The following is a 13466-nucleotide window of genomic DNA, read 5'->3' as shown; positions in this document are numbered from 1 at the left end:
GGAGCGGAATGAAGCGAAAGTTTCACGTTCCGTTCTGAAGGAGAGGTAGGGGTAGAAATGCCCCTATCGACTCTAACTACCTGAATCACAAGGAAGTTGGGCATTACCCCTACTCCATGAAAGAATTAGTAGTGGGTCTTCACCCATACTTCAAGCAGCTTCCCAACTCAAACTTGTCTGTGAACACAGCGTCAATCCAGTCTTAGCAGTTTTAGACCGAGAATATGGGAATGCAAGCTGGGTACTGGCGCTAACACAAGCGGACATCCCTGCTGATTGTTTAATGAGAGTCCGAAAAAATGCCTGCCTATGGTCAGCACCACCAGCATATAGTGGTCGCGGTAGACCACGGAAACATGGTCAAAAAATGAGACTCAATGACCCAACCACATGGTTTCAAGCGAATACAGAGATTGAAATTGAGGAACATCCAGATTTGGGAAAAGTCCGAGTCAGACAATGGATTGACTTGCATTTTTATCGTGCCCCTGAACAAAGAGTCAATTTAATCCTGATCGAAAGAATGAAGCCTATGTCAAATGGTCAGCCATTTCCACCCTTATGGTTGGCTTGGGTGGGAGAACGAACTCTCCCTCTAAAAACAGTCTGGTTCAAATATTTACGACGTTTTGGAGTGGATCATTGGTATAGGTTTGCCAAGCAAAGATTGCATTGGACATTGCCTAACTTGAGAACTCCTGAGCAATCTGAGCGTTGGAGTGATTTAATGCCGTTGATGAGTTGGCAACTCTGGTTGGCCAGAGATTTAGTAATCGAGAATAGACTGACGAGAGCAATCTGCTACGATCGATTTAACCCCTGGACGTGTTGCCCAATCAATGTTTTCGCTTTTAGTTGACATTGGTACTCCAACAAAAATCCCTAAACATAGGGGAAAATCCCCCGGTTGGGAAAAAGGAAGGGTACGTACCAAGGCACCGTGCTATCCCACTGTCAAAAAACGGGCTTCTCGACGTAAAAAGTCTTCAAGATTAGCTATTTAATCTTCTACTTTTTGAGTTTTTGAGTAACAGCTTGCCTGAGATTCAAAGGTGGCTACTTTTAGCTGAGCTCATTTTTTAGTCTAAACTACAGTTAGTCAGTTTGTCGGCATCTACGAAGACTCGTCAAAGCTCGATCGCCCTTATTTTCCCAAAGTGCGATCGCTAATCTTTCACTAGACGCTCAATTTACACATATAAAAGCTGATTGGCGATTTCATCAGCCGTTAACGTATTTAACAGAATAGCAACCCGTTGGACAATTTCATAGGCGTTCTTTTGAGGAGTCACAATAATCCCAGAATGTTCCCGTCCTTCTGTCATATATTCTAGGTGTAATCGCTCAAAATCCACGCGATTATGAGTCAGCAAACATCGATCTACAGATGCAGCATAAGCCAATTGTTGGGTATCAAATTGACTCAACATTCCCTGTTCGCTCGTTGTCGTCACATCAAAACCCCTAGCCCGAAGCAAAGTAGCTACCAGCCTAGAAACATCTTCATCTGTATTAATAGTTGCAAATAGTTTCACGGTTTTTTCATTGCAGCTTTTACAGCAGGATGAATCAATTCTTCAGGAATTCGATTCCGCTCAATATAAGTATTTATTTCTTCTTGGTTATCCAAATAAAAGCTCAGTGCGTCAAAAATTTGAGCTAATTTCAGATGAGGTAAGTGCATCGGGATTTCTTCAGGAGTGATACCCAAGCGCCACAATTCCACGATCGCACGAACGGAAGTTCTCGTTCCTGCGATAATTGGTTCCTCTTGCAAGATTTCAGGGTGACGTGCGACATAACGCGAAGCAGATTGTGTAGTCATGATAAATTAACCGGACACATCGATCTTGATTATAACTTACCCTAAAACTCGGTTTTGTTGATGACACTTTAACATCACCTAATTTTCATTATCGTAGTCAATAGTACCAAACAATTCCATTACTTTTAGTTGTTTGCGACGTTGAATGTACTCGCGTAAAGCTGCTTCGATTAATGTAGTAGGTGTTGCATGGTTACTCAAATCAAGGGCTTCTTGAAGGAGAGTTTGGTCAATTTCGAGCGTAGTTACCATATATTTTATTCGTGCAAGTAGGGTATCACGTAATTGCCACCGAACAATGCTTTAATTTTAGTGTAGCACTGAAACTCTATCAATGGGCGATCGCTTTCTGCATTGAGTTCACGGGAGAATGAAAAGCCTGTTTAGCTTGCGTAAGTCAGGCAAGTCTTTATGAGGACTCGTCAAAGCTCGATCGCGATTTGGAAGTTTTGATTGCAGCCGGCATCCTACGTCATTTATTTAAAATACTGACTGACAACGATGACATCGATTTGAAGCCTGTAACGCCATACCTCAAAGCAGTTTCCTAATGTTTTGGGTGTAACGCAATTGTTCTTTTTCCTCAAGTACGATCATCCTTTTTTCCTAAAGTGCGATCGCCTTACAATGATGTCAAATATATTCAATCCTCCCGATCATTTCTTCAGGCGCATACACTTCATAAATTAAAATCAAACTACGGATAATCTCGCCCACAGAACGAGAATTAGGAGGACAATAGACAATCCCCGGATAATCTGTCGTATCGCTTGCCATAATTAAAAAATCGTCATCGTGAGTTACTATCACGCGCTGCTGTTCCCGAATAAATGCCAGGTGTGACTCATCGCTTTTAGTACGCAATCCTGCATCAACTGTTGTTGTAACATCTATCCCGTAACGACGCAAACCACGCGCAATGTTAGAGTCAATATGTCCGTCTAAATGAAAACGAATTGGCTCACTCACCTCTAATTGCCCTCAATTTTTCTTGTAACGGAGATGGTGGACTATTGCGCTTTAATTCTTCCACAATAGCTCGACTTTCAGCCGTGCGACGATCAATTTCTTCTCGATGATCGTAATAGTAGGTCATTGCAGCATGAACTGAGGCAAGTGGTAAGTCATACTTGCCGGCGATTTCTTCTACAGAAATTCCCATTTTCAGATACATTTCGGCGATGTGTGCTACAGCAATTCGATGGCCCGCAATGCGTGGCTTACCACCAAGTACCCCAGGCGTAATTTCGATATGTTCTGTGATGACTGATTCCTTAGACATCTTAGTTAAAGGCTCTTAATCAGTAATGTTTAAGCTCTTTCATATTAACACCAACAAATTCAGCGCGCTCGCCTTTTCCTTTTTCTCATCAATCGGTTCTGCGATCGCCCCTCTCTTATCCCCAATCTCCAAGGGCGATCGCCATCCCTAAGTTAAAATATAAGTTGTCAGATGAGAAAGGACAAGTTATGCCCGTAAACTGGAGAGAACATATCGTTAGTACCCCCGACGTACTGCGAGGTAAACCAAGAATCAAAGCCACTAGAATTCCCGTTACTCTGATTTTAGGTTATTTAGCATCAAATAATACTGTCGAACAAATTATCGACGAGTTTCCCGATCTACTCAAAGAACAGATAGATGCTTGTCTTGATTATGCTCGCGATTTGTCAGATTTTGAAAAAGTACGATCGCTGTTATTTAAATAATGTTAATATCGAACCCTGGATAGTGTGTACAGACTGTAAGGCGTTGAGTTTGAATGGGACACAAACAAATTCCCAATCAACCTAGAAAAGCATGGCGTTAGCTTTGAAGAAGCCGCAGAAGTTTTCTTCGATCCATTCTATCTGGAGGGAGATGCAACGGCTAATGACGAACAGCGTAACTTTATCCTGGGTTACTCCCGCACTCAACGCCTATTACTGGTTGTTTATGTAGAACGCAGCTTGCCAATACGCATCATTTCTTCCCGTCCTGCTACCCGCACTGAAAGGAAATTATATGAACAATTCTGAAGAAGAAATAAAATTGCAAGTGCGACCTCGTACAGCGGAAATAGTCTCGCTAAACATTCCAATAGATACTTTAGCATCACTTGAGAAAATAGCGGCGAATCGAGATATGTCTGTAGAAGCATTGCTTAAGTTTTATATAGGGCAAGGCTTACGGGAAGACTTAGCTAAAGTCTTTTCAGAACGCTTGCTGGACAAAACAGCTCAGGTTTTGGCTAGACACCTGGAGTCACCTGAAGAAATATCAACTATTATTCGAGAAATTCAAGCTGAAACTGCACGTTAAATGATAGGGCGATTATAGTACAAAACTAAAAAGCGATCGCCCTTATTTTCCTAAAGTACGCGCGTGCGAAGCTATCCCGTAGGGAATCGCCCTTATCTAACTTCTCTTCTCCTCACATTACTAAGCAACTGCAAGTTCATATTGCAGAACTAAAATTTCATCAGCTTTCAACATAGCCATAGCATATTCACTCCCTTGACTATCAGCAAACTCCACTAAATACTGACATTCATTTTCCGTATCATACACTTCAATAATAGTTCCCACAAGTCCAACTGGCAAACTAGAAATAGATGCGTATTCTGGTTCCACTAGCGCTAATCGCGTATTGGCAATCGGCTTGAGAATCGCAACAGAATCCAAAACTCTAAAGTGTTTGATCATAGTTTAACAAAAGCTGAAATCCAACAACGGTTAGAATTAGTTGAAGTAATTTCCCAGAAGTACCTTCTCAAGGTTTTTAGGGGCAGGTTTAGTTAGGATATACGCGATCGCCGCGAGTTTACCCATTTCACGCACCCGCCCTCCCCATGCTAGGATTTACCCCTTACTTAGGCCTTAAGTTCGCGCTGCTAAACTCAGAAGCCACAATCATCGACCCAATCCCCGCATCCGTAAATATTTCTTGCAGCAAAGCATGAGGAATTCGACCGTCAATAATGTGAGCACCCTTCACACCCTGAGCCAAACTCCGCACACAACAATTAACCTTCGGAATCATCCCCCCAGACACAACTCCCGACTCAACCAACTCTCTCGCTTCCTGAATATCTAACTTAGCAATCAGACTATCCGGCTTGTGATAATCCTCCAAAATTCCCGCCGTATCTGTCATCAAAATCAACTTTTCTGCTCCCAAACCAGCCGCAATTTCCCCAGCTACCGTGTCAGCATTAATGTTGTAAGATTGACCTTTTTCATCCGCTGCCACGCTCGACACCACCGGAATATAGCCGCTGTTCACCAAAGACTCCAAAATCTGGATTTTCACGCCGCTGACTTCACCAACAAACCCAATTCCTTCCCGGCCATCGGGACGAGCTTGAATCAGATTGGCATCCTTGCCGCACAATCCCACTGCTTTGCCGCCAGCTTGGTTGATTAACGAAACAATTTCCTTATTTACTTTACCCACCAAAACCATTTCTACAACTTCCATTGTCGCCGCATCAGTCACCCGCAAACCATCCTTAAATTGCGGCTCAATTCCCAATTTTTCGAGCCAAATATTAATTTCCGGGCCGCCACCGTGAACCACAACCGGACGCATCCCCACGCAAGCTAGCAGCACAATATCCCGAACCACCTTGTCTTTGAGATTGCTATCTTTCATCGCCGCACCGCCATATTTGACCACAATGGTGCGACCGGCAAAGTGTTGAATGTAAGGCAGTGCTTCGGACAGCACCTCTACTCGATTAGTGTCCGAATTCCTAACAAAATCGCTTTGTTTGAGCATGGGTAAATTACAGAAGAGTAAAAACTTAATTCTAAACTTTAATGGCTAAAGCACATATCAACAGCCACAAAAATCACTTTTTCCCTTGAATTTATCCACGGGCAGGCTCGATCGCCTTTATTGAACCCCATCCTCAAAAAAAACATAGGTTTTTTTTATAAAAGCATTAAATTTTATGTATTATAACTTATACATTTTTTGCTACAGTCAAGAAATGTATAACTCCCTAGATTTACTTAACGTTTTATGTTAACTGCAGTCGCCCAAGACTCCGAAAACCTTCAGTACAAGCTACCATCAGAGGCTGACTCGTCCCCCCGGATGACGGTATTTTGCGATTTAGACGGGCCCATAGTCGATGTGTCCGATCGCTACTATGCCACCTATCAACAGGGATTGGCCGATACTCAAGCAGCTTATCTTGCTAGGGGAATCAACCTCAACCTTCAAATCCTCAGCAAACAGCAGTTTTGGCAAATGAAACAAAACCGCGTGCCCGATGCTGAAATAGCCCAAAGTTCCGGCTTGTCGGGAGAAGAAATTCACGTTTTTCTCGGATGCGTCAGTCAGATTGTCAATCAACCAGACTTGTTGCACTTAGATCGCATCCAGCCGGGAGTGCAATGGGCGATCGGACTTCTGCACTCCCGCGGCGTGCGACTGATTTTAGTTACCCTACGGCCGAGAAATCAAGCAGTTCAACTGTTACAAAATTACGGTTTAGCCAGACTGTTTACCAGCATTCGCGGAACTCAGATGGCGGATGCAGCCTATCACAACTATACAGCCTTAAAAACTGAATTGTTGGCTGAAGTTGCAGAAGAATTTGAGTCATCGCTGGGTTCGGCTTGGATGATCGGAGATACAGAAGCAGACATCCTCGCGGGCAAAGCATTAGGAATACCTACAATTGCTGTTACCTGCGGAATTCGCAGCCGCTATCAACTGCAAAAGCATCAGCCTAATTTCATTCTCAGCGATTTGATTATTGCCGTTCATCACTTATTAGGTTCGGGCCAACAAGTAATAGTAGAATGACTACAGTTGACTGTTGACTGTTGACTGATGACTGATGACTGTTGACTGTTGACTGTTGACTGTTGACTGTTGACTGTTGACTGTTAACTGTTAACGAATGATTGATGACTGATGACTGATGACTGTTGACTGTTGACTGTTGACTGTTGACTGTTAACTGTTAACTGTTAACGAATGACTAATGACTAATGACTACTGACTAATGACTACTGACTAATGACTACTGACTACTGACTACTGACTACTGACTACTGACTAATGACTAATGACTAAGATTTTTCTAAATTCCTGGTCATTTCCCACAAGCGATTGAGCGGAAAATAAATCACCGGAGCCCAAAGACTGCTAAGAATAGCAGAACACAAAGCCACTCGCTGGTGATAGCTCCAAATTTCCAGTAAAGCCCGATCGCCCATAGAAAAAAATTGCAGCCCCATCACCGTTTCCGCTACCACCGCCATCCCAAATACAATTAACGCGATCGGAATCGGATCTCTCTCAACAATATCTACCGGAATCGACCAGGTTTTCTGCAAAACAACTGTTAGGACTCCTACAACAACTAGACTCACAGCGTGGCTGGGATGAGGAGCCGTCATCGCATCTTGAAGAAACCCCAAAACCAAGCCCATGCTAGCAGCTCCCCAAACTGTACGTTTCCGCTTAATACTCCAAGCTACCAACCAAATTAACAGCCAGTTAGGCCCAATTCCCAGCAATTCCATTCCCGGCAGCCGAGTGGGCAATATCAGTATGCACAGCATCACAGATAGAAATGTAACTGCGAAGTTGAGAAATTGGCGCGATCGCGAAGACATCCGAGATAAAGCTTTCATTGTTGCTGTGCTCCCCCAGATGCTGCTGAAGATTGACTCGGCGAATCGTTTGGTTCGGCTTGCTTAGAGTGCGGGTAAACCACCGCCCACTCCAGAGCATTCATCGGTGCAGAGAACTCAACCACAGCTTCTGGAGCCGGAGTTTTATTCATATCCACCGAAACCACTTTTCCCACAGGCAAACCAGGAGGGAACAACTGACTGTAAGAAGAAGTTGAAACCACATCCCCAGGCTTGACATTGGGAACATTCTCAAAAAACTCCATCACCGCCTGATTTCCGCCTTTACCGCGCATAAAACCCATGTGGCGACTGCGGGTAATTCCCACACCCAATTGACTCGTAGCGTCGCTGACTAACAGCACCAAGCTAGTATTAGGAGTAACGCTGACAACTCTGCCTACTAAACCGCCGGGGCCCATGACAGTAAAATCTGTTTTGATGCCATCGTTACTGCCGCGCCCCAAGGTTACTTGCTGCCACCAGTGGTCGGCGCTGCGACCCACAATAGGAGCTACAATCCCTGCTGGTTTCTTAGCCGACACGTAACCTAAAAGCTCTTTTAGCTTCTGATTTTGATTGTCTAATTCTAATACCTGCGCTTGCAATTCTTGAGTGCGCGCCGAGATGAGTTCCTCTTGCGCTGATCCGTTGGCGTGAAACGGACGCGTCACCCAATTGTAAACTTCAAATACTGCAGCACCTTGTGTTTGTCGAACTCCCCAAGCGGCAGTTACAGCGAAACCTAGAAGAGCAATTTGCAGCCGCAGATCCCACCACTTTCGGAATGTATTTTTTAGCATAATTTCACTAATCTAAAATTGTTAAGTCAGGATTTTAGATTTGAGATTGCAGCCGTATTTATTTCTAAATCCACAATCCCAAATTTGTTAACTACATATTACGCGACGACTGCCCGCTGAAAACCCGTTCCAACTGTTTGTTTTCCAATACTCTACCAGTTCCCAAAACCACGCAGCACAGCGGATCGGCTGCCACGTGAGTGACAATTCCTGTTTCGTGACTGATCAGAGTATCTAAACCTTTCATCAGCGCGCCACCACCAGCCAGCATAATTCCCCTGTCAATAATATCTGCTGCTAATTCCGGGGGGGTGCGTTCCAAAGTACGCTTGACAGCTTCCACAATTACTGAAAGCGGTTCCGACATACTTTCGCGAATTTCTGGGCCTTTGATAGTAACAGTTCGCGGCAAACCAGACAGTAAGTGCAAGCCCCGCACTTCCATCATTACATCGTCATCCTCTGGAGTTGGATATGCAGAACCCACCTGAATCTTAATTTCTTCAGCAGTGCGTTCGCCGATGACCAAATTGTGAACTTTTTTCATGTATTGGACGATCGCCTCATTGAGTTCGTCGCCGGCTACCCGCACAGACTCACTGATCACCGTACCTTGCAAACTCAAAACCGCAACTTCCGTCGTACCTCCACCTATATCTATAATCATATTGCCAGTCGCCTCAGCAACAGGCAGTCCAGCCCCGATCGCCGCAGCGATGGGTTCATCAATTAACCGTACTTCTCTAGCACCGGCCTGAGTCGCCGCCTCAATGACAGCACGCCTCTCGACTCCGGTGACACCGCTGGGGATGCCAATAATTATCCGCGGCGAAACTAAGCTTCGGCCTTCGTGAACCCTGCGGATAAAAGTCTTCAGCATCAGTTCCGCCGTATCGAAGTCTGCAATTACCCCGTCGCGAAGCGGGCGCAGTGCTATGACATTCCCTGGCGTGCGGCCGAGCATTTTTTTGGCTTCTTCTCCAACAGCCAGCGGTATTTTTAAATCTTGGTCGATCGCCACTACAGAAGGTTCCTGCAGAACAATACCTTTGCCCGATACATAAACGAGCGTGTTAGCAGTACCGAGGTCGATACCCATATCTCTAGATAACGAAAATCGATTGAGAAGACCCACTGATTCGTACCCCCCCCAAAAACTAAAATACTATTGTGTGCAATAATGTTGTTACAAAAGTGTAACCGAGGTGGATTCTATTACGTTTTTCATCCTGAGTCTAGTCAGAAATGTACATTGTCGAGCTCAGGTTGAGCGCAGACTCGCCAATCATCCACTATCAATATGTTCTGCTAACTGGGTGTACAATCAGGATGAAGCCTCACAAGCGTTGTTCCAAGTTCAGTTTGGAGGCTAATGCGCGTGTGGACTGTTTAACTACATCACCGATCGACCACATTCCAAAAAAAGTTTATGAGTCTTAATGTTGTGACTTTAGTAGGCCGCGTCGGCGGCGACCCGGACGTAAAGTATTTTGAGTCGGGTACAGTTAAGTGTAGTTTGACGCTGGCAGTGAACCGCAGAACCAAGAACAGCGATCAACCAGACTGGTTCAATCTGGAAATCTGGGGCAAAACAGCGCAGATTGCTGCTGACTACGTTCGCAAAGGCTCTCTAATTGGCGTCACAGGCTCTTTGAAGTTCGATCGCTGGCAAGACCGCAATACGGGTTCAAATCGCTCGAAGCCTGTAATTAAGGTAGACCATTTAGACTTGCTGGGTTCCAAACGCGACAACGAGTCGGGTATGTCGCAAAACCACAGCGAATTCTAGCGTTTGGGGAATTTGGGAAGTAATATTTGTGAATTGGGTGGGTGCTCGTGACTTCAGAAAAGTTAGAAATTGTTCAAACTGAGTACCAAGCTGGGCAAGTAGCTTTTGAGAGTGGCCGGTATGCTCAAGCTGTGCAGAGTTTAGAAACAGCTACCGGTTTAGTCGATCGAAATTCCCGGTTGGGCGGTGAGGTGCAGATGTGGTTAGTGACAGCCTACGAAGCCTCTGGCAACACAGAAAGGGCGATCGAGCTTTGTCGGCAACTCACCCGCCATCCCCGCCAAGAAACCCGCCAGCAAGCAAAGCGCTTGCTGTTCATTCTCGAAGCTCCCAAACTCACTATCCCTCCTGAATGGATGGTGAAAATCCCTGATTTGGCAGCTTTAGATGAAAATCAATCAATCAGTTTTCAATCCAATCCGAACGCTGATATCAAGTACGCTAAACCCAAGCCAGCCGTACCAGAGCCTGTAGATTTGAGTCAGGTTAATACGAAAGATAATAGGTTTATCTGGGTGGCGTTAATTGCGATCGGGCTAATTTTAGGCGGCTTATTTATTAGTTATTAATCATTTTTGGAAGTGGATTCGCGAAAAAACCAGGTTTCTGTGGTCGGTTGGTAGCGAGCGCTAGTTCTTGAGTATAGTGCGAGATGTGAGTTAACATAGGAGTTAAAAAGCTCCACATCCCGATCGTCCGCGATCGCGATAAGCTGTGGGTTCCATCTACAATCTACAATCTAGAATCCGATGACTTCACTCCCACCCAACCGCGCCAAAACACTCAAAGAAGCTTACCGCGCTTGCGATGTCAAGCCTCTAACGGGCGATGATATTGCGCGATATTATGTGGATTTGTCCGCAGTACGGAATACAGTAGCGATCGACGATGTTAGCACGGATTTGGATCTTCAAGAACCGGGAGAATTTAACACAATTTTGTTTACCGGACATCGGGGATGCGGCAAAAGTACAGAGTTAAAACGCATTCAGTCGCGTTGGGAAAATGACTATCGGGTGATTTACATAGAATTCGATCAGGAACTAGATGTTCTTGATGCAGAATATACCGATTTATATTTGCTGTTTATCAACAAAGTAGCTGATGATTTAACTAAATTACGATTGAAGTTTGACCCCAAACTTTTAGATCGTTTTGAATCGTGGTTTAAAGAAGTCACTAAAGAAACCGAAGAAACTGTTCAATCTTCCGTTAGCATCGAAACTGAAGCAAGTGCAGGCGCAGAAATTCCCTTTATTTATAAGTTGACAGCAAAATTGCTCGGTCAAATCAAAGGTTCTAGTCAACAAAAAAAAGTAATTCGGGAAACTCTTCAGCGTAATTTGTCCCGCTTGCAAACAGATATTAATTTGTTATTGAAAGATGCTTTTGAGAAGCTGAGACGAAAATATCCCGACCGCTATCAAAAAGGATTTTTGGTGATTGTTGATAACTTAGACCGGATTCCTCCCAATGTTGCCAATCATTTGTTTTTTGATTACGCTCCTCAACTCCAAGAACTAGACTGTACAATTATCTATACAGTGCCGATTTCGGTAATTTATTCCTATAAAAATGTCAGCAATTTGTTTGGTAATCCCAACATCGTGCCAATGGTGAATATTTATGAATTTAATCGCAGTGAGTGCGATTTAAATTACAATCAGCAAAGATTAGAGGGAGTTGCCAGTTTGATCGAAAAACGGGTTGATGTTAGTGCCGTATTTGACGATCGACAACAGTTGCTAGATTTGGCAAAAGCTAGTGGCGGTCATGTGCGACAATTGATGCAGACGACTAGATCGGCTTTTCGCACAGCCATTACTCGCAAACACAGTAAAGTTTTGGCTGAGGATGTCACTTACGCTTTGAAGCAACAGCAATTTGACTTTGAAAGGTCTACTCCTACAGCCGAATATTACACCATATTAGCGCAAGTTTGCCTCAAAAAAGATATTGATAAAGATGAAATCGGACAAACTTTATTATTCAATATTTCCGTTTTGGAATACAACGGCAATAGTCGGTGGAATTATGTCAACCCACTCGTAAAACAAAGCTATGCTTTCCAACAAGCCCTGGCATCAATTCAAGGAAATCCCTGAAATATACCAGCAAAGGATTGTTGAACTCAATCAAGAATCTTTCGATCAATTGCTGACGTTTGTCGATATTGTTCCCGACGATGCCTTTGATTTGGGATTTATCGACTGTAATTTTGCCAGGGATAGAGATGCGATTATTCAGGCTTTAATTAGTCATCCCGATTGTCAAGAGATGCAGTTTGAGGTTTGGGATTTTCCCGATCCAGATATGCGCTTTTTGATGGATGAAATTCTTAAGGTTTTGCCAACAGTCAAAGTTCAACCAGACAAAAAGTTGATTTTCATTGTGCGGGGATTGGAAAATGCGATCGGGATGACGGGGGAATATCCGCCGATGCTGGTAGATTTTAATTGGGTACGAGATGCTTATCCGGTTAAAGTTCCGCATCCCATGATTTTTTGTTTGCCGGATTATGCGATTACGCGAGTTGCTAATTTTGCGCCGGATTTCTGGGCCTGGAATTCGGGAACTTTTGTGTTTAAAACTCCTGTAAATACTAGAGATGATGCGATTTCTCAAACTCTGGATGCTAGCAAAGGGATTAGCAATTGTGAGTTGCCGGAAAAGCAGGAACGTATCGATTTATTAAAACGGTTATTGATCGAATATACTCCATCGAATGGGCGCGAGGAAACTGAAAGGGATTTGAAAACTCGGATCAGGGTTTTGAATGATTTGGGGATTGCTTATCGCAGTCGGAGTGAATATAAAACAGCAAAATACTATCTGGAACAAGCGTTAGATTTGGCGAAAGATGATGAAGAATTCATATCTATAAAAGCAAATACTTTACATGAATTAGGATGGATTCAGGACGATTGGGGAAATCCCAAAGAGGCGATCGCATTTTATCAACAATCTCTCGAACTTAAGGAAAAAATTGGCGATGTTCAAGGGAAAGCTGCTACTTTGCACTGTCTAGCAATAATCTATGCAAATCAAGGGGATGTAGAACAGGCGATCGCATTTTATCAACAATCTCTCGAACTTGAGGAAAAAATTGGCGATATTCAAGGGAAAGCTGCTACTTTGCACCAACTAGCAATAATCTATGCAAATCAAGGGGAAGTAGAACAGGCGATCGCATTTTATCAACAATCTCTCGAACTTGAGGAAAAAATTGGCGATATTCAAGGGAAAGCTGCTACTTTGCACCAACTAGCAATAATCTATGCAAATCAAGGGGAAGTAGAACAGGCGATCGCATTTTATCAACAATCTCTCGAACTTGAGGAAAAAATTGGCGATATTCAAGGGAAAGCTGCTACTTTGCACCAACTAGCAATAATCTATGCAAATCAAGGGGAA

General features: G+C 43.8%; 18 protein-coding genes and 1 pseudogene. 9 read left to right on the top strand and 10 right to left on the bottom strand.

The features are described from left to right. Positions 1–124 precede the first annotated feature (124 nt). The gene (locus QUA16_RS23685; protein ID WP_333106287.1) at positions 125–859 is read left to right on the top strand and encodes a transposase; all 735 of its coding nucleotides are present in this window, start codon (positions 125–127) and stop codon (positions 857–859) included. Between the two features lie 331 nt (positions 860–1190). Here the strand turns inward: QUA16_RS23685 and QUA16_RS23680 are convergent, their stop codons facing one another. The 5 genes from QUA16_RS23680 to QUA16_RS23660 form a co-directional block, all read right to left on the bottom strand. Then, positions 1191–1535 carry a DUF5615 family PIN-like protein gene (locus QUA16_RS23680; protein WP_333106286.1) on the bottom strand — a complete coding sequence of 115 codons (345 nt, stop codon included), beginning with the start codon at positions 1533–1535 and terminating at the stop codon, positions 1191–1193. Next, positions 1532–1825, bottom strand: a complete 294-nt coding sequence (locus QUA16_RS23675; protein ID WP_333106284.1) for a DUF433 domain-containing protein — start codon at positions 1823–1825, stop codon at positions 1532–1534. The genes QUA16_RS23680 and QUA16_RS23675 overlap by 4 nt, the downstream gene beginning before the upstream one ends. Before the next feature lie 78 nt (positions 1826–1903). After that, a complete protein-coding gene (locus QUA16_RS23670) occupies positions 1904–2077 on the bottom strand; it encodes a type II toxin-antitoxin system VapB family antitoxin (protein WP_333106282.1) in 174 nt (57 codons plus the stop codon). 381 nt (positions 2078–2458) lie between these two features. Further along, entirely contained in the window at positions 2459–2794 is a 336-nt protein-coding gene (locus QUA16_RS23665; RefSeq protein ID WP_333106280.1) for a DUF5615 family PIN-like protein, read from the bottom strand. After that, positions 2787–3107 carry a DUF433 domain-containing protein gene (locus QUA16_RS23660; RefSeq protein WP_333106278.1) on the bottom strand — a complete coding sequence of 107 codons (321 nt, stop codon included), beginning with the start codon at positions 3105–3107 and terminating at the stop codon, positions 2787–2789. The genes QUA16_RS23665 and QUA16_RS23660 overlap by 8 nt, the downstream gene beginning before the upstream one ends. Positions 3108–3295: 188 nt before the next feature. Here QUA16_RS23660 and QUA16_RS23655 point away from each other — a divergent pair, with 188 nt between their 5' ends. The 3 genes and pseudogenes from QUA16_RS23655 (at position 3296) to QUA16_RS23645 (ending at position 4127) form a co-directional block, all read left to right on the top strand. Further along, the gene (locus tag QUA16_RS23655) at positions 3296–3535 is read left to right on the top strand and encodes a DUF433 domain-containing protein (RefSeq protein WP_333106277.1); all 240 of its coding nucleotides are present in this window, start codon (positions 3296–3298) and stop codon (positions 3533–3535) included. A gap of 66 nt (positions 3536–3601) precedes the next feature. Continuing rightward, positions 3602–3844: pseudogene (locus QUA16_RS23650) on the top strand (BrnT family toxin); the annotation flags it as partial. Next, entirely contained in the window at positions 3831–4127 is a 297-nt protein-coding gene (locus QUA16_RS23645; RefSeq protein ID WP_333106275.1) for a hypothetical protein, read from the top strand. The pseudogene QUA16_RS23650 and the gene QUA16_RS23645, both read left to right, overlap by 14 nt. 120 nt (positions 4128–4247) lie before the next feature. On the opposite strand, the gene QUA16_RS23640 is transcribed toward QUA16_RS23645, so the two are convergent. Together QUA16_RS23640 and argB are read right to left on the bottom strand one after the other, a co-directional pair. Then, positions 4248–4511 (bottom strand): DUF4926 domain-containing protein, encoded by a 264-nt coding sequence (locus QUA16_RS23640; RefSeq protein ID WP_333106274.1) that lies wholly within the window; start codon positions 4509–4511, stop codon positions 4248–4250. A 163-nt stretch (positions 4512–4674) separates the two neighbouring features. Beyond that, the gene (gene argB / locus QUA16_RS23635) at positions 4675–5586 is read right to left on the bottom strand and encodes an acetylglutamate kinase (RefSeq protein WP_333106273.1); all 912 of its coding nucleotides are present in this window, start codon (positions 5584–5586) and stop codon (positions 4675–4677) included. 246 nt (positions 5587–5832) lie between these two features. Between argB and QUA16_RS23630 the strand changes: the two genes are divergently transcribed. Next, entirely contained in the window at positions 5833–6624 is a 792-nt protein-coding gene (locus tag QUA16_RS23630) for an HAD family hydrolase (protein WP_333106272.1), read from the top strand. 269 nt (positions 6625–6893) lie between these two features. Here the strand turns inward: QUA16_RS23630 and mreD are convergent, their stop codons facing one another. The 3 genes from mreD to QUA16_RS23615 form a co-directional block, all read right to left on the bottom strand. Continuing rightward, positions 6894–7460, bottom strand: a complete 567-nt coding sequence (gene mreD / locus QUA16_RS23625) for a rod shape-determining protein MreD (protein WP_333106271.1) — start codon at positions 7458–7460, stop codon at positions 6894–6896. Next, complete coding sequence (gene mreC / locus QUA16_RS23620; protein WP_333106270.1) at positions 7457–8263, bottom strand: rod shape-determining protein MreC; 807 nt, start codon at positions 8261–8263, stop codon at positions 7457–7459. The genes mreD and mreC overlap by 4 nt, the downstream gene beginning before the upstream one ends. A gap of 91 nt (positions 8264–8354) precedes the next feature. After that, a complete protein-coding gene (locus tag QUA16_RS23615; RefSeq protein WP_006632285.1) occupies positions 8355–9362 on the bottom strand; it encodes a rod shape-determining protein in 1008 nt (335 codons plus the stop codon). A 330-nt stretch (positions 9363–9692) separates the two neighbouring features. Here QUA16_RS23615 and QUA16_RS23610 point away from each other — a divergent pair, with 330 nt between their 5' ends. From QUA16_RS23610 to QUA16_RS23595, 4 genes are all read left to right on the top strand, one after another. Beyond that, positions 9693–10052: a single-stranded DNA-binding protein gene (locus QUA16_RS23610; RefSeq protein ID WP_333106269.1), complete on the top strand. Its 360-nt coding sequence runs from the start codon at positions 9693–9695 to the stop codon at positions 10050–10052. Positions 10053–10099: 47 nt separating this feature from the next. Further along, a complete protein-coding gene (locus QUA16_RS23605; RefSeq protein WP_333106268.1) occupies positions 10100–10621 on the top strand; it encodes a tetratricopeptide repeat protein in 522 nt (173 codons plus the stop codon). A 180-nt stretch (positions 10622–10801) separates the two neighbouring features. Beyond that, on the top strand, positions 10802–12157 hold the full coding sequence (locus tag QUA16_RS23600; protein ID WP_333106266.1) for a P-loop NTPase fold protein: 1356 nt from the start codon (positions 10802–10804) through the stop codon (positions 12155–12157). Continuing rightward, the coding region (locus QUA16_RS23595; protein ID WP_333181354.1) for a tetratricopeptide repeat protein at positions 12114–13466 on the top strand (1353 nt) is incomplete at its 3' end. The genes QUA16_RS23600 and QUA16_RS23595, both read left to right, overlap by 44 nt.

The sequence above is a fragment of the Microcoleus sp. S13_C3 genome (assembly GCF_036700905.1).
Lineage (GTDB): Bacteria > Cyanobacteriota > Cyanobacteriia > Cyanobacteriales > Microcoleaceae > Microcoleus.
The sequence above is the reverse complement of the archived record's forward strand: the minus strand, read 5'-3'. Positions and strand labels throughout refer to the sequence as shown.

Coding starts and splice junctions, on each gene's coding strand:
- QUA16_RS23675 (WP_333106284.1), bottom strand. CDS start 1,825: ATGACTACACAATCTGCTTCGCGTTATGTCGCACGTCACCCTGAAATC.
- QUA16_RS23670 (WP_333106282.1), bottom strand. CDS start 2,077: ATGGTAACTACGCTCGAAATTGACCAAACTCTCCTTCAAGAAGCCCTT.
- QUA16_RS23660 (WP_333106278.1), bottom strand. CDS start 3,107: ATGTCTAAGGAATCAGTCATCACAGAACATATCGAAATTACGCCTGGG.
- QUA16_RS23655 (WP_333106277.1), top strand. CDS start 3,296: ATGCCCGTAAACTGGAGAGAACATATCGTTAGTACCCCCGACGTACTG.
- QUA16_RS23645 (WP_333106275.1), top strand. CDS start 3,831: ATGAACAATTCTGAAGAAGAAATAAAATTGCAAGTGCGACCTCGTACA.
- QUA16_RS23640 (WP_333106274.1), bottom strand. CDS start 4,511: ATGATCAAACACTTTAGAGTTTTGGATTCTGTTGCGATTCTCAAGCCG.
- argB (WP_333106273.1), bottom strand. CDS start 5,586: ATGCTCAAACAAAGCGATTTTGTTAGGAATTCGGACACTAATCGAGTA.
- QUA16_RS23630 (WP_333106272.1), top strand. CDS start 5,833: ATGTTAACTGCAGTCGCCCAAGACTCCGAAAACCTTCAGTACAAGCTA.
- mreD (WP_333106271.1), bottom strand. CDS start 7,460: ATGAAAGCTTTATCTCGGATGTCTTCGCGATCGCGCCAATTTCTCAAC.
- mreC (WP_333106270.1), bottom strand. CDS start 8,263: ATGCTAAAAAATACATTCCGAAAGTGGTGGGATCTGCGGCTGCAAATT.
- QUA16_RS23615 (WP_006632285.1), bottom strand. CDS start 9,362: ATGGGTATCGACCTCGGTACTGCTAACACGCTCGTTTATGTATCGGGC.
- QUA16_RS23610 (WP_333106269.1), top strand. CDS start 9,693: ATGAGTCTTAATGTTGTGACTTTAGTAGGCCGCGTCGGCGGCGACCCG.
- QUA16_RS23600 (WP_333106266.1), top strand. CDS start 10,802: ATGACTTCACTCCCACCCAACCGCGCCAAAACACTCAAAGAAGCTTAC.